This is a genomic window from Lysobacterales bacterium (assembly GCA_016703225.1).
Lineage (GTDB): Bacteria > Pseudomonadota > Gammaproteobacteria > Xanthomonadales > Ahniellaceae > JADKHK01.
In genome coordinates this window covers 112,646-138,038 of sequence record JADJCM010000002.1, presented here as the reverse complement: position 1 = coordinate 138,038, position 25,393 = coordinate 112,646, and the positions used below count along the sequence as shown (strand labels likewise).

The window sequence follows — 25,393 nt, the reverse complement described above, 5'->3', positions numbered from 1 at the left end:
GATGCATCGGCGGTTTCCGTTCGCCCTGAGCCTGTCGAAGGGCGTGTGCGACGAACCACCGGGCGTCGATTCCGCATCCCCCCATTCGAGAGCCCGCCATGTCCGCACCGGTTTCCCTGCGCCAGCCCCACGTCGCCCGCGACTTCGCCGATCGCCATATCGGTCCCGCGCCGCAAGAGCAGCGCGAAATGCTCGACGCCATCGGCATCGCCAGCCTCGACGAACTGATCGCACAGACGGTGCCGGCCAGCATCCGCATGCAGGGTCTGCTGAGTTCGATGGGCGAAGCGCTCAGCGAAGTCGACGCCCTCGCGCGCCTGCGTGAACTCGCCGGACGCAACCAGGTGTTCACCTCGCTGATCGGTCAGGGTTACCACGGCACGGTGGTGCCTGGAGTCATCCAGCGCAACATCCTCGAGAACCCGGCCTGGTACACGGCCTATACGCCGTACCAGCCGGAGATCTCGCAGGGTCGCCTCGAAGCCCTGCTGAACTTTCAGACCATGGTTGCCGAGCTGACCGGGCTCGATGTCGCCAACGCCTCCCTGCTCGACGAAGGCACCGCCGCCGCCGAGGCCATGGCTGTGGCCGAGCGCTCGCGCAAGTCGAAGTCGAAGACCTTCTTCGTCGATGCCGACTGCCACCCGCAGACGATCGCGGTGGTCAAGGTACGTGCCGAGCCGCTTGGCTGGAACGTGATCGTCGGCGACCCCGACCGACACCTCGATGCCTCGGCAGTGTTTGGTGCACTGTTCCAGTATCCGGGCACGCGCGGTGATGTCCGTGACTTCCGCGCGGCGATCGCGAAGCTGAGGGCGGCCGGCGCGATCAGCGTGATCGCCGCCGATCCGCTGGCGCTGACCCTGCTCACGCCACCCGGTGAACTCGGCGCCGACATGGCAATCGGCTCGACCCAGCGCTTCGGCGTGCCGATGGGTTACGGCGGTCCGCATGCCGCGTACATGGCGGTGCGCGACGCAATCAAGCGTTCGATGCCGGGCCGCATCATCGGCCTGTCGATCGATTCGCGCGGCCAGCCCGCGGCGCGTCTCAGCCTGCAGACGCGCGAACAGCACATCCGTCGCGAGAAGGCGACCTCGAACATCTGTACGGCGCAGGTGCTGCTCGCGGTGATCGCATCGATGTACGCGCTGTATCACGGCCCCGAGGGCCTGAAGGCAATCGCCACAAGCGTGCACCGCCGCACCGCAGTGCTCGCCGCGGGGCTGCGCAAGCTCGGTTTCAAGGTCGACCAGGCCGCATTCTTCGATTCGATCACGGTCGACGCCGGTGCCAATGGCGCCGCGATTCTCGAACACGCGCTCGCCGCGAAGATCAATTTCCGCCAGTTCAGCGACGGCCGCTTGGGCATCGCGCTGGATGAGACGACCACCGATGCCGTGGTCGAACAGGTGTGGGCTGCGTTCGGTGGCAAGCTGCGCCTGGCCGAGATTGCAGTCGATGCGGTCGATGCCATTCCGGGCGACCTCGCGCGCAAGGGCAGCTGCCTGAAGCACCCGATCTTCAACCGTTACCGCACCGAAACCGAGCTGCTGCGCTACTTGCGCAAGCTCGCCGACCGCGACCTCGCGCTCGATCGCGCGATGATCCCGCTCGGCTCGTGCACGATGAAGTTGAATGCCACCGCCGAGATGATCCCGATCACCTGGTCCGAATTCGCGAACCTGCACCCGTTCGCACCAGCCGAGCAGGCGCATGGCTATCGCGAGCTGTGCGAAGACCTGAAGCGCTGGCTGGTCGAGATCACCGGATACGACGCGGTTTCGCTGCAACCGAACTCGGGCGCACAGGGCGAATACGCCGGGCTGCTCGCGATCCGCGGCTATCACCTGTCGCGCGGCGAAGGCCATCGCAAGGTGTGCCTGATTCCATCGAGCGCGCACGGCACCAATCCGGCGTCGGCGCAGATGGTCGGCATGGAGGTCGTGGTCGTGGACTGCGACGCGGAAGGCAACGTCGATGTCGCCGATCTCGCCGCCAAGGCCGAGCGGCATGCCGCCAACCTTGCGGCGCTGATGGTCACCTATCCCTCGACCCACGGCGTGTTCGAAGAACGCATCGGCGAGATCTGCGACCTGATCCATCGCCACGGCGGGCAGGTGTACATGGACGGCGCCAACATGAATGCGCAGGTGGGGCTGAGCCGGCCGGGCGAGTTCGGCGCCGATGTGTCGCACCTGAACCTGCACAAGACCTTCGCCATCCCGCACGGTGGCGGCGGTCCGGGCATGGGCCCGATCGGTGTGAAGGCGCACCTTGCGCCGTTCCTGCCGGGCCACCCGGAACTGGATGGCGGCAGTGCGCCGGTCGGCGCGGTCTCCGCCGCGCCGTACGGCTCGGCCTCGATCCTGCCGATCAGCTACGCCTACATCCTGATGCTCGGTGGCTCCGGTTTGAAGCTCGCGACTGAAGTCGCAATCTTGAACGCCAACTACATCGCCGCGCGTCTCGATGCGCACTTCCCGGTGCTGTACAAGAACCACAACGGCCGCGTCGCACACGAATGCATCGTCGATCCGCGCGCGCTCAAGAACAGCAGCGGCGTCAGCGTCGACGACATCGCCAAGCGCCTGATCGACTACGGATTCCACGCACCGACCATGAGCTTCCCGGTACCCGGCACCTTGATGATCGAACCGACCGAATCGGAATCGAAGTACGAGATCGACCGCTTCTGCGACGCGATGATCGCGATCCGCAACGAAATCGCCGATGTCGAGCGCGGCCGCTTCACGATCGAACAGAGCCCGCTGCGCCACGCCCCGCACACCGTGCATGACCTCACCGACGCCGAATGGACCCGTGCCTACTCACGCGAAGAAGCCGTGTTCCCCGGCGGCATGTCGCGCCAGGACAAATACTGGAGCCCGGTCAACCGCGTCGACAACGCCTACGGCGACCGCAACCTCGTCTGCATCTGCCCCACCCCCAACGAGTACCGCGACGCGGCGGCGTGAGTTGCCGGATCGGCTGAGAATGGCGACGGCGCAGCGATGCGCCGTTGCTTCTCACCGCTCGCAGGGACTCAGCGCCCGAGTTGCTTGCGTGCGGCTTCGACGATGCGTTCGACCGTGAAGCCGAAGTACGGGTAGAGCTTCTCGGCCGGGGCCGAGGCGCCGAAGCGGTCGATGCCGAAGACGGCGCCGTCGAGGCCGACGTACTTGCGCCAGAAGTCGCTGACGCCGGCTTCGATGGCGATGCGGGCGCGGCACCAGGAAGGCAGCACGCCTTCGCGCCATTCGATCGGCTGGGCGTCGAAGATCTGCGTGCATGGCATCGACACCACGCGCACGCCGACGCCTTCGCCATCCAGTACGCGCGCCGCGTCCATGGCCAGACCGACTTCGGAGCCGGTAGCGATCAGGATCAACTCGACCTTGGCGTTCAGCGGGTCGAGCAGCACGTAGCCCCCGCGCTCAATGTCGAGCAGTTGCTGGTCGCTGCGCAACTGATGCGGCAAGTTCTGGCGGCTGAACACCAGGCAGCTCGGGCCGGCCTTGCGTTCGATCGCATGCTTCCACGCGATGGCCGTCTCGACCGTGTCGCAGGGGCGCCAGACCGGATTGTTCGGGATATAGCGCAACGAGGCGAGGTGTTCGATCGGCTGGTGCGTCGGACCGTCTTCGCCGAGGCCGATCGAATCGTGCGTGTACACATGAATTGCGTGCGCCGGGATCAGCGCACTCATGCGCACGGCGTTGCGCGCGTAGTCGCTGAACACCAGGAAGGTGGCGTCGTAGGGAACGAAACCACCATGCAGCGCCAGCCCGTTGGCGATTGCGCTCATGCCGAACTCGCGCACGCCGAAGTGGATGTAGTTGCCGTTCGCCGGGTCGCTGTTGACGTTCTTCGATCCCTTCCACAGGGTCAGGTTGGAATGCGCCAAGTCGGCGCTGCCGCCAATCAATTCCGGCAACAGCGGTCCGAATGCGTCGAGCGTCATCTGCGAGGCCTTGCGCGAGGCCACCACCGGCCCCTCCGCCTGCAGCTTGCGCGCGTAGGCAAGCGCGTTGGCGGTGAAATCCGCGGGCAGGGAACTGCTCACGCGCCGCGAAAACTCGGCGGCCAGATCCGGATGCGCCTGCTCGTAGCGCGCGAACATCTGCTGCCACTCGGCTTCCCAGCGACTGCCGCGGGCACTCGCGTTCCAGGCCTCGTAGATCTCGTCCGGCACCACAAACGGTGCATGCGCCCAGCCCAGCGCCGCGCGAGCGCCAGCGATTTCTTCCTTGCCGAGCGGCGCACCGTGCGAGTTCTCCTTGCCGGCCTTGGTCGGCGCTCCAAAGCCAATGGTGGTGCGACAACAAATCAAGGTCGGCTTGGCCGGATCGAGCGCGGCCGAGACCAGCGCCGCCTTGATTGCCTCGGCGTTGTGCCCATCGACACCGGCGATCACTTCCCAGCCGTACGACTCGAAGCGCGCACGCGTGTCATCGGTGAACCAGCCGCGCACATCGCCATCGATCGAGATGCTGTTGTCGTCGTACAGCGCGATCAGTTTGCCCAGCTTGAACGTGCCGGCGAGTGAACAAACCTCGTGCGAGATGCCTTCCATCAAGCAACCGTCACCGAGGAAGACGTAGGTGTTGTGATCGACGATGTCGAAGCTTTCCCGGTTGAAACGCGCCGCCAGCAGCTTCTCGGCCAGCGCCATGCCCACCGCATTGGCCAAGCCCTGTCCCAGTGGCCCGGTGGTGGTCTCGATCGCCGGATGCTCGTGTGCTTCTGGATGTCCGGCCGTCCTCGAATGCAGTTGCCGGAATGCCTTCAGTTGTTCGATCGGCAGGTCGTACCCGGCAAGATGCAAAAGCGAATACAGCAGCATCGAACCGTGCCCGTTGGAGAGCACGAAACGGTCGCGGTTCGCCCAGCGCGGATTGGTCGGGTTATGCCGCAGGAAGTCGTTCCACAGCACCTCGGCGATGTCAGCCATGCCCATCGGCATGCCCGGGTGACCGGACTTCGCTGCCTCGACGGCGTCCATCGACAAGGCACGGATGGCGTTCGCCAGATCACGACGGTTCGGCATGGGATCTCTCTCAGGGTCTACGATGGGCGCAGTCTCTTTCTGCGCGCGGATCGCCATTGTCCCGGCAGCCGTTGCATGCGGCAACCGGCGCTGGCTGCCGCCCCCAATTCGCCAGCACGCCCTTAGTCGATCCCGTGGTTGCGGCGCATTTCTTCGAAGGTCTGTGGCCGACCGATCAGGTAACCCTGCGCGTAGCGACAGTTGAGCGCACCGAGGGCCTGCAATTGGGCTTCGGTTTCCACTCCTTCGGCCACGATGTCGGAGTCGAGCGCGTGCACCATCTGCACGATGGCGCGAACAATCGCATGACAACGGGGCGCCTCCAGCATCTGGCGCACGAAGCCCTGATCAATTTTCACGGTCGAGAACTGCAGCTTGTGCAGATGTCCGAGATTCGAGTATCCGGTGCCGAAGTCGTCGAGCGCAACCTTGATCCCCAGCGCGTCGCAGCGGGCGATCAGTTCACCGACACGTTCGAAGTCGAGCATCAGGCTTTCGGTCACCTCAATCTTGATGTCGCACGGATCGATGCCATGGCGCGCCGAAGCACCCTGAACCGCCGACAGCATGTCGGCCTCGGCAAGCTGACGCCCGGACATGTTGACCGCCATGAATGGCAGGGGATCGACGCCGAGTTCGGAAAGTCTGGCCAGAGTTTCCGCAACCCGATCCAGCACGTATTCGCCGACCGGCAAAATCAGCGACGTTTCCTCGGCGAGCGCGATGAACTCAGCCGGAGAAATCGCGCCGCGCACCGGATGCGTCCAGCGCACCAGCGCCTCATAGCCGCTGATGCGTTGCTCGCGGATCTCATAGATCGGCTGGAAGCGCACCTCGAGCGTGCGGTTGTTCAGCGCGTCGCGCAATTGCGTCTCTAGGTGGATCTTGGCCACGGCCGTGTCGTCATAGCCATCCGCGTCGAGGCTGTGCTCGCCGCTCGAACTCACCACCACCGGTGCCTCGCCGCTGCGCAGGGCATTCAGTGCTGAACGATACCGGTTCAACTGACCCTTCAGCAGTGCGCGCACGATCGGGTCGGAGGCCTCGATGCGCTCGTTGATCTGCGCCCGATCGACTTCGATCAGACGCACCTCGGTCAGCGCACGGGCGGTGGCGGTACGCGGCGCATCATCGATCACCGCCATTTCTCCGAGCAAATCGCCCGGCCCGAGGATGCTCAGCACCAGCGGAATTCCATCCTGCTGCGTCAGGATCTCGACCTTTCCGGACTCGACCAGGTAAGCCGATGTGGGCGGATCGCCCTCGCGGAACACGACCTCACCGGGACTGAACTGCAGGCGCTTGGTTCCCATCGGCGACTCTCCACGCTGAGCGGAATGCTAACAGCGCAGCGCAGCGCCGTCCCAAAGACGAAGGCCGCCCTGAGGCGGCCTTCGTTCCAAACACACCGTGCGCGTGAGACTACGGAATGCTCACGTTGCAGCTCGTCGTGCTGCCCGCCGCACCCAGTGCGACTGTGCAAATCGGAACACCGGCACCGCACACTGCGCAAGCCCCACCCCAAGTCGCATTCGCGGACGCCGCGAGGACGATATTGGCGAACGGGTTGAACGTGGCCACGCAAGTGCCGGGGCCGTTGCAGTTCAACGCTGTCGACGGATTGGTCGACATAACGTTGCCGCCCGTGCTCATCACCACCTCGATATTGGCCGAATCGCAACCAGCTGGCGGCGACGGACTGAAGTAGTCGCAAATATCACGGGTTCCCCAAACGATTTCTACGTCAGCCTCGTTGTTGATAGTGCGGAACGTGCAACCTGCATCGCTGCCGCCGCTGCCACCAACCAGATCGAAACCTTCTGCATCGATAACTGTGATGGTTTCGCCCTGGGCGTTGGTCAGTCCCGGATGCGTGCTGATGTTCAGGAACTGCGGCGAGTTGGCCTCACAGGTTCCAACGATAAGCACGTTGGGCACACGGACGCCCGAAGAGTCGACCAAGCGCAGGGTGAAGATCCGTGCTCCGTCGCCAGAGGTACGGCTCGGGAATGCATACAGGTACCAATTGTTGTTGACCCGAATGCTGATGTCGTCGCTGACGGATCCGAGGCTGAAGCGGAGCTTGCCTTGCTCGGCGTCGGACTGCGGCAGACCCGATGTCAACACTGTGGCGATTACACATCCATCAGATCCGGTCAGATTTGCAAGCTGCCCCTGGTTCGCGACTCCATCGACACTGCCTTGTCCGAACAGATTCTCGAAGGTGAACATCAAGCGCGCGCCTGGCACTCCCTGGCCCCTCGCGTCCAGCACGCAAACCTGCACGCCGACCGTGGAATTGCCGGCAATCGGATCCGGCGAGGCCAAGATCGTCCCCGGAGACATGCCCGGGAGCCGCAGGTACTCGGCATCGGTCACCAGCTCTGGCGCGCCGTTGACGATGTCGCCATTGCCCTGTGCATAAAGAATCGCCAGCTTGCCAATCTTCGAAGCGGGGTAGGCCATCTGTGCGAACACCACGCCGTTCTGGTCAGTGAGGGCCGAGGCTGTCACATTCGCGTCCTGCGCACGACCAATCACGTACGGAAGCACCGGGCCATTGTTCACTGCGGCGCCCGTGTCATCGTTGTGATTGAACCTCTGCGCGACCGTGAGACTCGTGTTGGTCGGCACCGAAGCAACTCGGCGCGCGCTTTCCAGATCGCGATTCCCGTTCGACTCCTCGCCGAATACGATCAACGTGTCATTGGGACCCGCGCCGCCCCCGGCCGTCTTGAACGCACCCGTGGGAGCGGTGAACGCGGTACCTCCTTCTTGCGGATCGCCGTCACCACCATGGATCGCGAAATCACCTCCGCTCTGCGGCCCGTCGATAGCCCCAAACCGGATCTCAGTACCGGAGGTCACGGGGTTGCCGTAGCGATCTGTCGCCAGAGCCGCCACGTTGAACAGGTACGACCCGGTGTTCGACTGCGACACGCCGTCGTCAAACACGATCTCGGTGATCGCCTCCTGTGTCGCCGTGGTGATATCGAGGTCAAACAGCCGCCCGTCCCCGACCGTCACACTGATCAGCGAAGACACTGCGTCCGAGATGCCGTTATCGACGTTATTGTCCGCACGATCACTGGTAGCCCGAATTTGGAACGTACCGACCCGGGTTCCCGCCTCGTAGGAGAAACCAGCGATGCCTTGCAATGTCCGCGCACGGACGGTCCCCGCAGTCATGGTCTGGCCCTGCGCGTTGACGGACCGCAGACGTTCGCCGCCCTGCGCTCCCGCCACGATTTCCACTTCGACGTTGTTTACAGGCGCGGAACTCGTGCCCGGATCGGGCACCTTGGCTCCGGAACCGTCGTAGACGTACGCTTGGATATGCTCCACGTGATTGCCTGGCGCATCATTGGCGTAAAGGTATCGACCGTTGCGGCTGAGATCGATCGAGGCTGGGAGCGGCGGCAGGCCGGAAACAGTGACGAAGGTCAATTGCGTCTGGACCGTCTCGTCGGTGTCCGGATCCTGCGTGGTGACCGTCATTACCGCCGTCCCAGCTTCGTTGTAGCTGTGGAAAAAAAGGTTGGCCTTGCCCGCAACCACGTCGACAGGCGCCTGACCCATGATGGTCAGGAACTCGTTGTTTTCGATTTCCGGAGTAGACGGGTCATCTATGGTCTCCGGATCGTCCAGCATGGAGAAGCCGCCGGCGGGATTGACCGGATTGACCGAGACGGCAGCGGTCAGCGTACGGCCGGAGGGAACGACCGTCACGAGCTCGCCGTTCAGACGCCGCCATGTCAAGGTAATCTCGCTCATGAAGGGCGACCCAATAAAGGGAGAAACCCCGAATCGGTTGAGCGGCAGCGACGTTGTTTGCGCAACCAGACTCAACCGTGGATCGGCTGGCGCTCCAGCCGAGATGGTGATACCGGCCGTCGCCGACACCTGAGCCGAGCCAGCTGCCGAATTGACAGCAGTCGCCGTCAGCGTCATGGCGCCTACAGCGCGACTGTGAAAGCGGAACAGCGCGGTGCCACCGCTGGTCGTGGCCGTGATGCGCTCGCCAATGAACGGTCCGGTGCCGACGCGTTGCAGCGAGGACACCAAGCCGATGCTGCCGGACGAGACCTGCACCGTCACCTGCGTGCCATCGGAGACGGCAGTCCCGTTTGACGAGGTCACGCGTACCGGCACATCGACCAGCGCGAACGGGGTGGTTTGGCTCTGTGCCGGCGATACCACCACGCGCAACCCCGGTGCCGTAAAGCCACCATCGTTGCCGCTACTGCCACCGCCACCGCAGCTGGCCAGCGCGAGCGCGGCCAGCCATGCGCCCACTGCCTTCGCGAACTTAGTCATGTCGATCTCCACGTTCTGTACCCGAGTTCAAATTGGTCATGATTCCGATCATTTCTTGCCCCGTTGGCGCAGGATCTTGGGCGTTACGAAAATGAGCAGCTCCGCCTTGGATGTTAAGCGCGACTTTTTCTTGAACAGATTGCCGATGGCGGGGATATCCCCGAGGAACGGCACCTTGGCCAGGTCCTCGCGGGTCTTGAACTCGTACACACCGCCAAGCACAACGGTTTGGCCGTTGTCGACCAACACCGCCGTATTCAACTCGCGCTTGTTGATTTGCGGCACGTCGCCGATCGAGGTGGAGACGTAGCCAGCAAGCTCGTCCTTCTTCACATTCATGGCCAGGAAGATGCGGTCGTCCTGAGTAATGGTTGGCGTGACTTTGAGCTCCAGCAGCACTTCCTTGAACTGGACCTGCGGAATCGGAATGCCACCACCTCCACCCGATGCCGAAATGGTCACGTAGCCCACCTCGTCGCCTTGCTTGATGACGGCCTCGCGCTGGTTCGCAGTGATAACCCGCGGACTCGCCACGACTTCGCCCCTGCCCTCGGTCTGGAGCGCAGACAGTTCCAAGTCAAGAATATAGTCCGCTGCCAGCACCGACCAGCCGAAGCTCCCGGCACCAGCTGACGCGGGCAGATTGACATTCAGTCGGTTCGAAAGCGCCGGGCCGAAAATCCCGGAGCCATTCGCCCCCGGCGTTGCTACGGGAAGCCCGCTGGAACGACCTGCCAGCCGATTGGCCAAGGCCGCATTGATCATCTGGTCGGTCCCCTGGACCGTTCCCGACGATGTGATGACGTTGCCATGGTGGTCCTCGTAGGCACCAGATACACCGAAGCGCGCACCAAGCTCTCTGGAGAACGTGTCCGTGGCAACAACGATACGCGCCTCGATCAGCACCTGATCGACTGGACGATCCAGCAATTCGATCAGATCCTTCAGCTCCTTGATCTTCTCGGCCGTGTCGTTCACCAATAGCGTATTGGTGCGCTTGTCAAAAGTGACGCTGCCGCGCTTCGACAAAAACCCGCGTTCCAGGTTTTGGGCCTGCTGACCCCCACCCTGCTGTGTTGCTTGAATTGCATCTTCAGTGAGCAGCTTTACGATGTCCTGGGCACTGCCGTAGTTCACGGCAATGTATTCGGTCAGCAACGGAGCGCGGTCTTCCAGTGCGATGCGCGCGTCTTCTATCGCCTGCTCGCGTTGCGCGATCTCGGCGGTCGGGGCAATCCAGACGACATTGCCCTGGCTGCGCTTGTCGAGGCCCTTGGCCTGAAGAATGATGTCGAGCGCCTGATCCCACGGAACATTGACCAGTCGCAAGGTGACGTTTCCGCTCACGCTGTCGGCTACCACGATGTTCAACTCGGAGACATCGGCGATCAGCTGCAATGCCGAGCGCACCGGGATGTCCTGGATGTTGAAAGTAACCGGCGTACCATCGTACTCGACCGGCTCGCCGAGCTTCTTGCGCTCATCGTCCTTTGCCGTGACTTTTGCGATCTCGACCACCAGTTCATTTCCGGTCTGGTAGGCCATGTGCTCGAACGCACCGGTGGTCTGGATTTCCATGCGCGCGCCGCCGCGCGCTCGCGTCTCGATGAACTGAACCGGCGTCGCGAAGTCGGTCACGTCCAGGCGAATCGGCAAGTCGTTCGACAGGCTCACATCAAACAGGTCCACGATCAACTTGTTGCCCTCGCGACGCAGGTCAGTGCCGGCGCCATCCTTGTCGAAGTTGACGATCACGCGTCCCTCGCCCGCAGTTCCGCGGCGAAAGTCGACTTGCGTCACGCTGGGCTGGCGAATTCCGGCGGTTGCGCTGCCGACCGCGGGCGTCTCGACTTTGCCAGCACCCCTCGCGATCGCCAGGATGAGGCTATTGCCGTCGATCCGCGACTCGAACGCAGCGGGGTGGAAGAGCTCTACGACAACTCGCGTCCGCCCTCCCGCTTCCACCGCCGAGACCGACGCCGCAGCGCCACTGCCGACATTGATGCGGCGCTCGGTCAATCCGTTCTGGGTGTCATCCAGGTCCACGGCGATTCGCGGCGGCGACTCCGTGGCAAAGGCCCGTGGCGCCTGCGGCGGACTGGCCAGCCGGATCGTGATCTCCGTCGTCCCATCCGGCGTCGACGCATAACTGATGTCCTCGACCCGATTGGACGCGAGCGCGCCAACCGAGATGAACGCCAGTGCTGTGATGATGACCGTACGACCGAGCGTCGTGAGCAAGCCGGCATCAATGTGTTGCGCGAGCCGTTGCGTGATCGTTTGTGTGCTCATGCGTGCCACTCCTGATTATTCATCGTCCAGCGCGATCGACGCAGGACGCTCGATCCAACCGCCATTGCCATTGGAAACCAATTCCACCAAGTCAACTCTGTCTTCGTAGATGGCGGTGATCTGCCCATCGTTCTGGCCGATGTAGTTGCCAGGCCGCAACCGGTGCACCACTCCGTCCGGGTCATTCAGCAGCGCGGTCAATTCGTTGACGGTGCCGAGAGTTCCGACCATGTCGAGACTATCGAGTGGATAGGACTCGAGGTACTCCTTCGGTCGGTCCGGATCGGGCTTCGGACCAACACCGCCGCCTGAAGGCGCGTTCTCGTCCTCGCTGAAGGGCGCGAACGGATCCCGCAACTCGAACGCGGCGTAGGGAAACGGGGGAAATTCACGCATTGCCGGTAGCGGCTCAACCGGTGCCCCTTGACGAGAACGGATCTCGTAGAGCTGTTCCTCGAGATCACGGGTACCCTTGGCGCAACCGCCGAGCAACAGCGATAATCCGAGAGCGATTGCAGGAACGGAGGTTTCCAGTCGCATGTTGTGCATCCTCATGGTGCCCTCCTCACTGCGCCGGACGGGCTGAGGTTGCCGCCCCAGCACCCGCGGAGGTCGTCTCTGCCGACACAGCAGAAAGCTCGTCTTCGTCCAGGTAACGATAAGTTTTGACCGTACCCTCCAGCACCAGAGAACCGGAGCTGGAGGACGCCGCCCCCGCCTTGCCGCCCGGCGCCGTTGCCGCCTTGTCCACCGGTGTGAGCGAAACATCGTGCATGGTCAGAATGACGACCCGCGGCAGCGACGCCACACCACTGACAAACGCTCCAAACTGGTGGTAGGTACCCTTCATGCGCAAGGTAATCGGCTTCTCGGCGTAGAACTCCTTGGCGACCTCCGGACCCGGCTCGAACAATTCGTTGTCGATTCCGGAGGAAAGTGCGGTCTGGGATACGTCGATCAGGAGGTCCGGCATCTCGGTCTTACTGGGCAATTGACGGATCATCTGGCGCAACAGCTCCCTCATCTCCTCAAGTTGCTTCTTGTACTCCTCGAGATTGACGACTTTGCCCTGCTTCTCGGTAAAGACCGAGACCAACTCCAGTTCCTTGGCCCGCAGCACTTCCAACTCGTCGTTGGCAGGCTTGATCTTCATGAAGATGCCGGCGGCGACGACGACTGCAAACAACAGGAATGCGGCCAGGAACTTGATCGGCAGCGGCCAAGACCCATAGTTCTTGGCGTCGAGATTGTTGATGTCAGACAGCTTCATGGCACGCCTCCGTCCGATGCAGTGGCGGCGGCTCCAGGATCTCCGGTCTCTGCGTCGGCGCCTTGTCCTTCGACCTTCTCGTCTTCAGACTTGCGCAGATTGGCCGTGAGCGAGAACCGGTAGCGCGCTGACTTGTCGGGCGTGGTGGCCTCGACAATCTTGAGGTCTGGATTGCGGATCCAACCGGCCTTCTCCATGTTCCGCATATACGCCGATACTCTCGCATTCGACTGCGCCATTCCGCCGATCTCCAGCGAGTCAGCGCTCTGCTTCAACGATGTCAGGCGCACTCCGTCCGGAAGCGTCCGAACCAGTTCATCGAACATGTGCACCATCTGCGTCCGGCTGGACTGCAGCTGTTCGATGATGCGCTTGCGCTGCAGCAGCTGTTCCCGCGTCTGCTGCAAGGCATCGATTTCCTTGATCTTGGCGTCAAGCGCGGTGATCTCTCGCTCGAGCAACTGATTGCGCACAGCCTGGTCCTCGTGCAGGCCACCCCAATGGAAAATCGCAGCCCCCACCGCGAGCGCGCCCATCAGCAGGGCGCCCCCGAGCATGGTCTGGAACTCGCGTTCGCGCGCCTTGCGTCGCTCCGCGCGCCACGGCAATAGGTTGATCTTGGCCATCAGTCGAAGCTCCTCAGGGCGAGACCGCATGCGATCATCAGGGCTGGCGCATCCTGGGCAAGCGTCTGCGCCTGGACCCGGTTCGACAGCGTCATGCCCGCAAGCGGATTGGCCACGATGGTCGGTACACCAATCTGTTCCTCGACCATCTCGGCGACGCCGGCAATCGAGGCGCAGCCACCGGCCAACACCACCTGGTCGACCTTGCTGAATTCGGTGCCGGCGAAAAAGAACTGCAGCAGGCGACTGATCTGTTGGACCATCGCCTCCTTGAATGGCTCCAGCACCTCGATTTCGTAGCTCTCCGGGAGGCCACCCTGGCGCTTGGCCATGCCGGCTTCCTCGTAAGACAAGCCATAGCGCCGCATCACTTCGTCGGTGAGCTGCTTGCCTCCGAACACCTGCTCGCGGGTGTAGATGGTGCGCTGGTTCTTGAGCACCGACAGCGTGGTCATGGTCGCGCCGATATCAACCACGGCAACGGTCGCATCCTTCGGTACACTCAGCTGGTCGGCGAGAAGCTTGTAGGCGTTCTCCATGGCGAAGGCCTCGACGTCCACGACCTTGGCCGCCAAGCCGCCCACATCCAGCGCCGCCACGCGCACGTCCACATTTTCGGTGCGCGACGCGGCAAGCAGGACATTCATCAACTCGGGATTGTCCTTGACCGGCCCGACGACCTCGAAATCCAGGCTGACTTCCTCCAGCGGATACGGGATGTACTGCTGCGCCTCGGCCATGATCTGCCCTTCCAGATCGTCTTCGGACAGATCCGCCTGCATCGGGATGATCTTGGTGATCACCGCCGAGCCCGCCACCGACGCCGCCGCGAACTTGGTGCGGGCGCCGCTGCGCGCGAACGCGCGCTTGATTGCCTCGCCCACGGCCTCGACCTCGACGATGTTCTTCTCGACGACGGCATTGGGCGGCAACGGTTCCACGGCGTAGTGCTCAACCTTGTAACGGCCACCAGCCTGTGACAATTGCAACAGCTTCACCGCTGTGGAGCTGATGTCCACGCCGATCAGAGGAGGTGTACTTGCGCTGAAAAGTCCCACACTTTTTCCCCTTGCCACGGGCTCTTACGAGCGGTTCATGCGTACCTACATTAAATCCCAATCTTAACCATCTGGCAACAGTCCCCGAATTCCGGCCCCAAAACGTCGACTTGACGCTACTCCGCGGCCGTTTTCTTGGCAATGCCCCCTATACTGGCGTTCTTTTTCCCACGCGCGCGGGCCCGGAACTGTGATGCGCCTCATTCGAAGGCTGTTGAAGTGGTCGTTGATCCTCGGCCTGACCGGGTTTGTGCTGGCGGTGGCGACGCTCGCCGTGGCCTACTGGCTGATTGAACCGCGCCTGCCCACAGCCCAAGAGATCCGCGACGTACGCATGCAGGTGCCGCTGCGGGTCTATTCGCGGGATGGCAAGTTGATCGCCATGTTCGGCGAGACCAAGCGTACGCCGGTCGACATCAGCGAAGTGCCGCCAATGGTGCGCAATGCCTTCCTGGCGATCGAGGACGCGCGCTTCTACGAGCATCCGGGCATCGACTGGCGCGGCATCGCCCGTGCGGTCTGGCTGCTGGCGACCACCGACGACCGCCGCGTGCCCGGTGGCAGCACCATCACCCAGCAGGTCGCACGCAACTTCTTCCTGAGCAACGAATACTCGTTGACCCGAAAGTTCGCGGAGATCTTCCTGGCACTGCGACTGGAACGCGAGCTCAGCAAGGACGAGATCCTCGAGCTCTACCTCAACAAAATCTTCTTCGGCTATCGCTCTTACGGCGTGGCTGCAGCAGCCGAGTTCTACTACGGGAAGAAGCTGTCCGAACTGGACCTGGCGGAAGCCGCCATGCTGGCCTCGATCCCAAAGTTCCCTTCCAGCGGCAATCCGCTGACCAACCCCGATCGAGCACTCGTCCGCCGCAATTACGTGCTCGAACGCATGGCCGAGATCGGCTCGATCAATCGTGAACAGATGCTCGTGGCGCAGGAGCGGCCAAGCGTCGCGTTTCCGCATGAGCCAGCGATTGAGCTCGACGCCCCCTATCTCGCGGAGATGGTGCGCGTGGAGGTGATCGAGCGCATCGGCGCTGACGCCCTCGAGAACGGTTACCGCGCCATCACCAGCATCGATTCACGATTGCAGGAAGCGGCCAACGCCGCAGTCCGCGATCGCCTGTTGGCGTTCGACCAGCGCAAGGGTTTCCGCGGCCCGGAGGCGCAGCTTGACCTGGCGGTCTTGCCGTCAGTCGAGGCCCGTCGCGCCGCAGTTGCCGCTTACCGGACGGTGTCTGGACTGGTGCCCGCCCTGGTCGTCGACAGCGACGCAGCAAGCGCCTCGCTCTTGCTCGCCGACGGCCAGACTGCCGTGCTCGACCTCGCTGCGGTTGATTGGGCGCGCAAGCGCAATGCCGATGGCGTCCTGGGACCCAGGCCCAAGTCCGTGACCCAAGCGCTTGTACCTGGCGACCTCGTTCGGATCGCCCGCGATGCCGAGGGCAACTGGCGCCTGTCGCAGTTGCCGCGCGCCCAGGCCGCCCTGGCCGCGATCGACCCCGAGGACGGCGCCATTCGCGCGATCACCGGCGGCTTCAGCTTCACCCTGTCGAAGTTCAACCGCGCGACCCAGAGCAACCGCCAACCGGGATCCAGCTTCAAGCCATTCGTCTACGCGGCGGCCTTCGAACGGGGCTTCAACCCGGCCTCCATCGTCAACGACGCACCGCTGGCCTTTGCCGATCCTTCCGCCGAGGGCGGGGTCTGGAAGCCGCAGAACGACAACGAGAAGTTCTATGGCCCGATGCGCCTGCGCGAAGCCATGGTGCTGTCGCGAAATCTGGTGTCGGTACGCCTGCTCGACGCCATCGGTGTCGGCTTCGCGCGCGAGTACATGCAACGCTTCGGGTTCCCGCCCGAGTCGCTGCCGCAGAATCTGTCGTTGGCGCTGGGCACCTCATCGCTGCCACCGCTGGCCTTGGCGCGTGGCTACTCGGTGTTCGCGAACGGCGGCTACGGCATCGACACCTACGCCGTGGAGCGCATCGAGGACGATCTGGGCAACGCGATCTTCAGCGCGAAGCCGAAGCGCGCCTGTCGCCAGTGCATCGCCCGCGAGTCCGCAGCAGACGACACGACCGGGGCCGCCACCGCCGACGATCTTTCGGCCGTGCTCGCGGGCGCGGCGCCAATCCAAACCACTACGGCGCTGGCCCCACCGGCAACCGCCGCCGAACCGCATCCGCCGGCGGACGCAGCTCTGGCTCCGCGCGTCATCGACGAGCGCAATGCATTCCTCATTACGAGCGTACTGCGCGATGTCGTCAAGCGCGGCACCGGACATGGCGCGATGGTTCTCGGACGCAACGACCTTGCCGGCAAGACCGGCACCACCAACAACTACCGCGATGCCTGGTTCTCGGGCTTCAATCCCGCGCTGGTGGCGACGGTGTGGATGGGCCATGACGACTTCACTTCGCTCGGCGACCGCGAGTTTGCGGCGCAGACTGCACTGCCGATCTGGATCGACTTCATGCGCGTGGCACTGGACGGCATGCCGCAACTCGAACTCATTGTGCCCAATGGCATCACCACGGCACCCATCGATGGCGCCGGCAACCTGCTGTCGACACGAGGCGAAGGTGGCATCGTCGAGTTTTTCAAGACCGAGGACCTGATGCGCCTCTCGGTGGTCGACGAAAACAGCGGCGAGAATCAGGACGCGGAACAACAGGGAATCGATCTGTTCTGAGGCGGGACATGGGCAAACGCAACATCGACCTGCGGACACAACTGGCCCATGACGCGGCACGCATCATGGCCGAGCAGGGCATCCGCGACTATGGTCTGGCCAAGCGCAAGGCGGCCGAGCGCAGCGCCAGCAGCGACGAGCGCGACCTGCCGTCGAACCGGGAAATCGAAGCAGCGCTGCGCGACTATCAGCGCCTGTTCCAATCGAACTCGCAACCGCAGCGCCTGCGAGAATTGCGCCGCGTCGCGGTCGAAGCGATGCGCTTCTTCGCGCGCTTCGAGCCACGCCTCGTCGGCGCAGTATTGGAAGGGACCGCAGACCAGCACTCCGCGGTTTGCCTGCATCTGTTCGACGATGACCCGTCGGCGGTGCCGCGCTTCCTCGATGAACAAGGTATACCCTACGATGAGGACGACCGCGTGCTGCGCTGGTCGCGCCACGAGAGCGATGAGTATCCGGTGCTGCTTTTCGACGCCGACAACAACGCCATCGACCTGACCCTGCTGCCGCGCCTGGGCTTGCACCAGGCCCCGATGTCGCGCACCAGCGACGCGCCGATGCAGCGCGCGTCGCTCAATGCCGTGCTCGCCCTGCTGGCCCGCGAAGCGAGCCCTTGAACTGCACCGACTGAATCAATGCAAGACTGGTCAGCGTTGCGCGATGCCGACGTAATCGCGCGCCGGCGCGCCGGTGTAGACCTGTCGCGGCCGGCCGATCTTGGCGTCGGGCGTGACGTTCTGCTCCAGCCAGTGCGCCACCCAGCCGGCGGTGCGGGCGATCGCGAACATCACCGTGAACATCTCGGTCGGTATGTTGAGCGCCTTGTAGATCAGCCCGGAATAGAAGTCGACGTTCGGGTACAGCTTGCGTTCGATGAAGTACGAATCCTTCAACGCGGCTTCTTCGAGCTTCATCGCCACTTCCAGCAGCGGATCGTGCACGCCGAGATCGTTCAGCACTTTGTGGCACATCTCGCGGATGATCTTCGCGCGGGGGTCGAAGTTCTTGTAGACGCGATGCCCGAAGCCCATCAGACGGAAGGTGGAGTTCTTGTCCTTCGCCTTCTCGATCGCCTTGCCGACCTGGTCGGCGCTGCCGATCTCGTTGAGCATGGTCAGCACCGCTTCGTTGGCGCCGCCGTGCGCAGGCCCCCACAGCGCGGCAATGCCGGCGGCAACGCAAGCATAGGGGTTGGCGCCAGTCGAGCCGACCATGCGCACCGTCGATGTCGAGGCGTTCTGCTCGTGGTCGGCGTGCAGAATGAACAACAGGTCGAGCGCCTTGGCCGCAACCGGCGGCAGCTCCAGCGGTTCGGACGGCACCTCGAACATCATGTGCAGGAAGCGCGTGCAGTAGTCGAGGTTGTTGCGCGGATAGCGGTTCGGCCAGCCGATCGAATAGCGGTAGCAGGCGGCGGCGATGGTCGGCACCTTGGCGATCAGGCGCACCGCGGCCAGGCGGCGCTGCTCGGCGTCGTCGATGTCGAGCGAGTCGTGGTAGAACGCCGCGAGCGAACCGATCATGCCGCACAGCATCGCCATCGGATGCGCGTCGTGGCGGAAGCCGCCGAGGAAGCTCTTGACCGCCTCGTGCATCATCGTGTGGTGCGTGACTTCGTGCTCGAAGGTGCTGAACTGCGCTGCGCTCGGGAGCTCGCCGTTCATCAGCAGGTAGGCGACTTCGAGGAAGTTGGAGTGTTTCGCCAGCTGCTCGATCGGGTAGCCGCGATACATCAGGATGCCGGCATCACCGTCGATGTAAGTGATCGCACTGCGGCAACTCGCCGTCGACATGAAGCCCGGGTCATAGGTGAACAGACCGGTTTCCTTGTGCAGCTTGCCGATATCGATGGCCTCCGGACCGACGCTGCCGCTGACTACCGGCAAGCTCGCGCTTCGCCCGCTGGTGCTATCGCTGACCTGCACAAAATGGTTCGACACTGGACACCCCTTCGTTCGTTTGTTCGCTTGGCATTATCGCACGGGCGTTTGTCGATTCCGACGCACGCCACCTGCTTTTGCAAACCCCCAAAAGACAAACGCCGCGACCCTGCGGCCACGGCGTTTGCTTGCCCCGTGCGGCGCGTTCCTGCGCCGGACGAATTACTTGCTGGCGTAGCGCTTGCGGAACTTCTCGAGACGACCGCCGGTGTCGACGATCTTGTGCTTGCCCGTGTAGAACGGATGCGAAGCCGAGGAAAGCTCGAGCTTGACCAGCGGATATTCCTTGCCGTCTTCCCAAGTGGTCTTGTCCTTGCTCGACATGGTCGAACGGGTCAGGAACTTGAAATCGGCGGTGACGTCGTGGAACACGACTTCGTGATACTTGGGATGGATATCAGCTTTCATGACGAGGAACCGGCCGCAAAAAAGAGGCGCATCGTAGTCAGATCGGGCGCGCTTGGCAATACAAGACTTGCATTGCGCCGGGCCTCTGCATTTTTCCCTTTTCAATCATGGCGATGTCAGAGCTGATCGGATCAGTTCCGCGAACCGGCCGGGCTGATAGCGCATCAGAATGCGGCTTTGCTCGCGCCAGCCGCCGCGTCGCGCCCAGTCCACCACGCTCATGCCGCGGGTCAGGGCGCCATCCAGTTCGATCCGGACTGCGCGGGTTTCCCACTGCTCAACCGCATCGGCATCCAGTGCCACGGCCATCGCCAGTGCATCCGCCGCATGCCAGTTGGCGAGCTTGCGCTGCTCCTGCATCCAGTCCCGCGTTTTGCGCGAGATGGCGTCGTAGAAGCGTGCATGCGCATACCCGGATGCCAGCCAGGCGCTGATGTCGGCGAACGGGATGGCGTGGCGCAGGGTCGCCTCCCAATCGACCAGCTCCAGTTGCGGCCAGGCGTCGAATACGATGGCAGCCGCCTCCGGATCGAAGTGGAAATTGAACTCGCTGGTCACGCGCGACACGTTGCCGTGGCCAGTGACCGCCCCGCCCATCACCACCAGGCGCCGCACGCGATGCGGCAGCCCGGGGTCGAGCTTGAGCGCCAGCGCCAAGTTGCTCAGCGGTCCGAGCATGACAAACACGAGTTCGCCGGGGAACGCCTGCGCCAGGCGCACCATCGCCAGCGCCGCATGTTCGCCGGCAGCAGCACGCGCCGGCGCCGGGAGTCCGACATCGCCGAAGCCATCGCGGCCATGCACGAAGGCGGCGTCCTCAGCGGGGCGCACCAGCGGCGCCTCGCAACCGGCGAACACTGGAGTGTCGGCACCGACCAGCTCGATGAGGTTCAAGGCATTGCGCAGGGTGTGTTCGATGCCGACATTGCCGGCGGTGATGGTCAGCGCTTCGACCTTCGCGCGCGGATGGGTGTAGGCCATCAGCAACGCGAGCGCGTCGTCCACGCCTGGGTCGGTATCGATCAGCAGTCTTTGCATGGGCGCTCCTCAGGCCTGAGCATATTCAACGGCGAAACCGATCCAGCGCGCCACCAGCGCGTCGGCCGCGCGCGGATCGTGTTCAAGCAGCCAGTCGGCCGCCTGCGCGACCATCGGCAGCACTTCGGCATCGCGCATCAGGTCGGCGACGCGCAGACTGAGCTGACCGGTCTGGCGGGTGCCGACCACGTCGCCCGGCCCGCGCAGTTCAAGGTCTTTTTCGGCGATGCGAAAACCGTCGTTGCTCTCGCGCATCACCGCGATGCGTTCGCGCGCCAGCGGCGACAGCGGCGGCTGCCAGATCAGCACGCAACTGGATACGGCCGCGCCGCGACCAACGCGGCCGCGCAGTTGGTGCAGTTGCGCCAGCCCCAGGCGCTCGGCGTTGTCGATCACCATCAGGCTGGCATTGGCGACGTCGACGCCCACCTCGATCACCGTGGTCGCCACCAGCAGGCGCAGCTCGCCGGACTTGAACGCTTCCATCACCGCTTGTTTTTCGCGCGGCTTCATGCGCCCGTGCAACAGGCCGATGCGCAAGCTCGGCAGCGCCAGCACCAGCGACTCGTAGGTCGCCTGCGCCGCCTTGGCCTCCAGCTGTTCGGACTCCTCGATCAAGGGACACACCCAGTACGCCTGACGCCCTTCGGCGCAGGCGATGCGGATGCGCTCGATGACATCGTCACGGCGCGCATCGGAGACCGCCACCGTCTGCACCGGGGTTCGCCCCGGCGGCAACTCGTCGATCACCGAGACATCGAGATCGGCATAGGCCGCCATCGCCAGGGTGCGTGGAATCGGGGTGGCGGTCATGACCAACTGGTGCGGTGTGCGCTCGCCATCGCGACCCTTGTTGCGCAGGGCCAAGCGCTGATGCACGCCGAAGCGGTGCTGCTCGTCAATGATGGCAAGGCCGAGGTTGGCGAATTGAACGCCTTCCTGCATCAGCGCGTGGGTGCCGATGACCACTTCGGCCCCGGCCGCGATTTCGGCGAGCGCCTGCTTGCGCGCCTTGCCGGCGACCTTGCCGGCAAGCCAGACCACGCGCAGTCCGAACGGCTGCAGCCAGCGCGTGAACTGCTGCAGATGCTGCTCTGCCAGCAGCTCGGTCGGTGCCATCACCGCACTCTGCTGGCCGGCGTCGGCGGCAGCGAGCGCGGCCAACGCGGCGACCACGGTCTTGCCCGAACCGACGTCACCCTGCACCAGGCGCAACATCGCCTTGTCCGCCGCCAGGTCGCGGTCGATCTCGGCGAGCACGCGTCGTTGTGCTGCCGTCAGGGCGAACGGCAAGGCTGCGAGGAAACTCCGCCGCCGCGCCCGGTCATGGCGGATGCGAGGCGCTGCAATCATGCGCAGATGACGGCGCAGCCGACGCATGCCGATCTGGTGCGCGAGCAGTTCATCGAAAGCCAATCGCTGCTGCGCCGGATGAGTGCGTGCGATCAGCGACGCAATATCGGCATCTGCGGGCGGCGCATGCACCAGCCGCAGCGCGGCACCCAGTGCCGGCCAGCCGGCACTGCGGCGCAGCGTAGCGGGCACCACGTCGAGCACGTCGTCTTCGGGCAGCGCTGCCAGCGCGAGCCGCGCGAGCCGGATCAACGTGGCCTGCCCGACACCTTCTCCCGCCGGGTAGACCGGCGTCAGCGCGGCCTCGAGTGGCGTATCCGGCCGCACTCGCTGGTAACGCGGGTGCACGATTTCGAGCCCTCCCGGGCCCTCGCGCACTTCACCGTGGATGCGCAGCCGCAATCCGGGCATGAACGCATCGGCCTGCGCCTTTGAGAAATGGAAGAAACGCAGCGTCAGCATGCCGTGGCTGGAATCGGACACGAGCACGCGCAGCAGTGGCCGGAAACGAAAGCCGCGCTCGACGCTTTCGACCACAGCCTCGACTTGCGCGCTTTCGCCAACACCGAGTTCCCGGATCGGCGTGATTCGAGTGCGATCCTCGTAGCGCAGCGGTAAATGGAACCAAAGGTCCGAAAGACGATGCAGCGACAGCCGTGCCAGCGCCGTGGCGGTTGCCGCTCCGACACCGCGCAATTCCGCCAATGGCCGCGACGCAGCGTCGCCCACCGCGGCTCAGTCCAGCACGACGATGGCGTCCATCTCGACCTGCGCCGCACGCGGCAACGCGGCGACGCCGATCGCCGCACGCGCCGGATAGGGCTCACGGAAATACTCGGCCATCAAGCGATTGACCTCGCCGAAGTTGGCCAGGTCGGTCAGGAACACATTCAGCTTGACCACGTGCCGCAAGTCGCCACCGGCGGCGAGGCACAGCGCACGCAAGTTATCGAACACGCGCCGGATGTGCGCCTCAATCGCACCCTCGACCAGTTGCCCGGTCGCCGGGTCGAGGGGGATTTGCCCCGAAAGGTACACGGTCTGGCCGCATCTCACGGCCTGCGAATAGGTGCCGATTGCCGCCGGCGCAGCGTCGGTGGAGATGATCTCGCGCATGCAGGACTCCCGGATCGAAAGGCGCATGCTAGCCGGTCTCAGCCGACGTAACGACTGACCGTGTGCACAACCGGGGCGCGCCGCAGGCGCCGCAGCACCTCGGCCAGGTGCTTGCGGTGCTTCACTTCGATCACGAACAGCATCGCCGCGCTGCGCAGGTCGCGCTCCTGGTACTCAACCGTATCGATGTTCGACTGGCATTCGGCGATGGCGGCGGCGACCGTGGCCAGCACCCCCGGCTTGTTCTCGACGACCACCTTCAGCGCCACCTTGAAGTCGCCGCTGATCTCGCGGTCCCAAGCGATTTCGACGAAGCGGTCCGGGCTCTTGCGGAACTCGGGGATGTTGGGGCATTCGGCCTGGTGCACCACGATCCCGCGTCCGGCCGAGAGGTAACCGACGATGTCGTCGCCCGGCAGCGGATGGCAGCAGTTGCCGAACGACACCACGCCGCGCTCGGCACCGGAGACCAGGATTTTCTCCTGGCTGCGCGCGGCGCCGCCGGCACCAGGCGCCGCTCCATCGCGCACCAGCGCGTGCGCTACCTGCTGCGGCATGCGGTTGCCCAGCGCGATCTCGGCCACCAGGTCTTCCAGCCGCCGCAGCCGATGTTCCTGCAGATAGGCATCGAGCAGCGCCGGCGCAATCTGCTCGATCGAACTGCCCATCGCTTCGAGTGCGCGATCGAGCAGGCGATGACCGATCTCGATCGCGTCCTCATGCTGCATCTGCTTCAGCGCATGGCGGATCGCGGTTCGTGCCTTGGAAGTGACCACGAACTCGAGCCAGCCGATCTGCGGCTGCGCGCTCGCGGCGGTGATGATTTCGACCGACTGCCCGCTCGCCAGACGCGTGCGCAGCGGCACCAGCTTGCGGTCGACGCGTGCCGCTACCGCATGGTCGCCGACGTGGGTGTGCACCATGTAGGCGAAGTCGAGCGCAGTGGCATTGCGCGGCAACGCGAGGATGTCGCCCTTGGGCGTGAACAGATAGACCTCGTCCGGAAACAGGTCGACCTTGACGTGCTCGACGAATTCGATCGAAGAATCGGAGCGGGTCTGTGCATCCACCAGGCCGGCGACCCATTCGCGCGCGCGCGACTGGGCGTTGTTGCCGGCCGCACCCTCGCTCTTGTAGGCCCAGTGCGCCGCGATGCCGCGCTCGGCCAGCAGGTCCATGTCCTCGGTGCGGATCTGCACTTCGATCGGGGTGCCGCCCGGACCGAACAGCACCGTGTGCAGGCTCTGATAGCCGTTGGCCTTGGGCATCGCGATGAAGTCGCGGAAGCGGCCATCGACCGGCTTGAACAGACTATGCACGGCACCGAGCGCCATGTAGCACTGCATGGTCTCGCGCACCACCACGCGCACGCCATAAACATCGAGCACCTGCGCCAGGCTCTTGTGCTCGGCCTTCATCTTCGTATAGATCGAATACGGCGACTTCACCCGCGACACCAGGCGCGCCGGAATGCCGGCATGTTCGAGTTTTTCGGTGATCGTGCGCTGGATCCGGGCCATGCCCTCGCGGCGATCGCCGTAGAGATGGCGCAGACGATCTTCGAGTACACGGTGGCGCAACGGGTGATAGGCACTGAAGCCGTGATTCTGCAACTCGGCCTTGATCGCGTTCATGCCGAGGCGCTGCGCGATCGGCGCGTAGATTTCCAGCGTCTCCAGCGCGATGCGGCGACGCGACTCGTCGCTCATGGCGTCGAGGGTGCGCATGTTGTGCAGGCGGTCGGCGAGCTTGATCAGGATCACGCGCAGGTCGCGCGCCATCGCCAACATCATCTTGCGGAAGCTCTCCGCATTCGCCTCCTGGCGATCGCGGAACTTGACCTTGTCGAGCTTGGTGACGCCATCCACAAGGTCGGCCACGTCGCTGCCGAACTGCGCCGCGATCTCGTCGCGCGAGAGCCGCGTGTCCTCGAGCGTGTCATGCAGGATCGCCGCACACAGGCCATCGGCGTCGAGGCGCATGTCGGCGAGGATGGCGGCCACCGCGAGCGGATGCGTGATGTAAGGCTCGCCCGATTTGCGGGTCTGGCCGCGGTGCGCTTCGGCACCGATGCGGAACGCCTGCTGGACGCGGCCGCGCGCCTCGGGCGCCAGATACTCGACCAGTTTGTCGGCCAGCGCCTGCCAGTGGACCGCTAGGCCGACGGTCGCGTCTGCGCGCTCGCGGGCGATCGCCTCGGTCACTGGCTCGGCTCCTCAGTTCATGG

The 25,393-nt window shown here is 64.1% G+C and carries 17 protein-coding genes; 3 read left to right on the top strand and 14 right to left on the bottom strand.

Going from position 1 to position 25,393, the window contains the following annotated elements; all coding sequences use genetic code 11:
• Positions 1-98: 98 nt before the first annotated feature.
• Entirely contained in the window at positions 99-2,978 is a 2,880-nt protein-coding gene (gene gcvP / locus IPG63_09105; protein MBK6727401.1) for an aminomethyl-transferring glycine dehydrogenase, read from the top strand.
• Between the two features lie 68 nt (positions 2,979-3,046).
• On the opposite strand, the gene tkt is transcribed toward gcvP, so the two are convergent.
• The 8 genes from tkt to IPG63_09065 all read right to left on the bottom strand — a co-directional run bounded on the left by tkt (position 3,047) and on the right by IPG63_09065 (position 14,613).
• Positions 3,047-5,050 carry a transketolase gene (tkt, locus tag IPG63_09100; protein MBK6727400.1) on the bottom strand — a complete coding sequence of 668 codons (2,004 nt, stop codon included), beginning with the start codon at positions 5,048-5,050 and terminating at the stop codon, positions 3,047-3,049.
• A gap of 122 nt (positions 5,051-5,172) precedes the next feature.
• Entirely contained in the window at positions 5,173-6,363 is a 1,191-nt protein-coding gene (locus IPG63_09095) for an EAL domain-containing protein (protein MBK6727399.1), read from the bottom strand.
• 109 nt (positions 6,364-6,472) lie between these two features.
• A complete protein-coding gene (locus IPG63_09090; GenBank protein MBK6727398.1) occupies positions 6,473-9,367 on the bottom strand; it encodes a hypothetical protein in 2,895 nt (964 codons plus the stop codon).
• A gap of 48 nt (positions 9,368-9,415) precedes the next feature.
• Complete coding sequence (locus IPG63_09085; protein MBK6727397.1) at positions 9,416-11,659, bottom strand: type IV pilus secretin PilQ; 2,244 nt, start codon at positions 11,657-11,659, stop codon at positions 9,416-9,418.
• A gap of 15 nt (positions 11,660-11,674) precedes the next feature.
• Positions 11,675-12,199: a pilus assembly protein PilP gene (locus IPG63_09080; GenBank protein ID MBK6727396.1), complete on the bottom strand. Its 525-nt coding sequence runs from the start codon at positions 12,197-12,199 to the stop codon at positions 11,675-11,677.
• 25 nt (positions 12,200-12,224) lie between these two features.
• The gene (pilO, locus tag IPG63_09075) at positions 12,225-12,929 is read right to left on the bottom strand and encodes a type 4a pilus biogenesis protein PilO (GenBank protein MBK6727395.1); all 705 of its coding nucleotides are present in this window, start codon (positions 12,927-12,929) and stop codon (positions 12,225-12,227) included.
• The gene (locus IPG63_09070; protein ID MBK6727394.1) at positions 12,926-13,555 is read right to left on the bottom strand and encodes a PilN domain-containing protein; all 630 of its coding nucleotides are present in this window, start codon (positions 13,553-13,555) and stop codon (positions 12,926-12,928) included. The genes pilO and IPG63_09070 overlap by 4 nt, the downstream gene beginning before the upstream one ends.
• A complete protein-coding gene (locus IPG63_09065) occupies positions 13,555-14,613 on the bottom strand; it encodes a pilus assembly protein PilM (protein MBK6727393.1) in 1,059 nt (352 codons plus the stop codon). Before IPG63_09065 ends, IPG63_09070 begins: the two co-directional genes overlap by 1 nt.
• A 193-nt stretch (positions 14,614-14,806) precedes the next feature.
• Here IPG63_09065 and IPG63_09060 point away from each other — a divergent pair, with 193 nt between their 5' ends.
• Both IPG63_09060 and IPG63_09055 read left to right on the top strand, forming a co-directional pair.
• Complete coding sequence (locus tag IPG63_09060; GenBank protein ID MBK6727392.1) at positions 14,807-17,311, top strand: penicillin-binding protein 1A; 2,505 nt, start codon at positions 14,807-14,809, stop codon at positions 17,309-17,311.
• Between the two features lie 8 nt (positions 17,312-17,319).
• Positions 17,320-17,928, top strand: coding sequence for a hypothetical protein (locus IPG63_09055; GenBank protein MBK6727391.1), 609 nt, complete (start codon positions 17,320-17,322; stop codon positions 17,926-17,928).
• Positions 17,929-17,958: 30 nt separating this feature from the next.
• On the opposite strand, the gene IPG63_09050 is transcribed toward IPG63_09055, so the two are convergent.
• The 6 genes from IPG63_09050 to IPG63_09025 form a co-directional block, all read right to left on the bottom strand.
• Positions 17,959-19,251 (bottom strand): citrate synthase, encoded by a 1,293-nt coding sequence (locus IPG63_09050; protein ID MBK6727390.1) that lies wholly within the window; start codon positions 19,249-19,251, stop codon positions 17,959-17,961.
• A 162-nt stretch (positions 19,252-19,413) separates the two neighbouring features.
• A complete protein-coding gene (locus IPG63_09045) occupies positions 19,414-19,659 on the bottom strand; it encodes a type B 50S ribosomal protein L31 (protein MBK6727389.1) in 246 nt (81 codons plus the stop codon).
• 105 nt (positions 19,660-19,764) lie between these two features.
• Positions 19,765-20,697 carry a nucleoside hydrolase gene (locus tag IPG63_09040; GenBank protein MBK6727388.1) on the bottom strand — a complete coding sequence of 311 codons (933 nt, stop codon included), beginning with the start codon at positions 20,695-20,697 and terminating at the stop codon, positions 19,765-19,767.
• Between the two features lie 9 nt (positions 20,698-20,706).
• Entirely contained in the window at positions 20,707-22,779 is a 2,073-nt protein-coding gene (gene recG / locus IPG63_09035) for an ATP-dependent DNA helicase RecG (protein MBK6727387.1), read from the bottom strand.
• A gap of 6 nt (positions 22,780-22,785) precedes the next feature.
• Entirely contained in the window at positions 22,786-23,166 is a 381-nt protein-coding gene (locus tag IPG63_09030; GenBank protein MBK6727386.1) for a RidA family protein, read from the bottom strand.
• A 38-nt stretch (positions 23,167-23,204) separates the two neighbouring features.
• Positions 23,205-25,370 carry a bifunctional (p)ppGpp synthetase/guanosine-3',5'-bis(diphosphate) 3'-pyrophosphohydrolase gene (locus IPG63_09025; GenBank protein ID MBK6727385.1) on the bottom strand — a complete coding sequence of 722 codons (2,166 nt, stop codon included), beginning with the start codon at positions 25,368-25,370 and terminating at the stop codon, positions 23,205-23,207.
• Between the last annotated feature and the right edge of the window lie 23 nt (positions 25,371-25,393).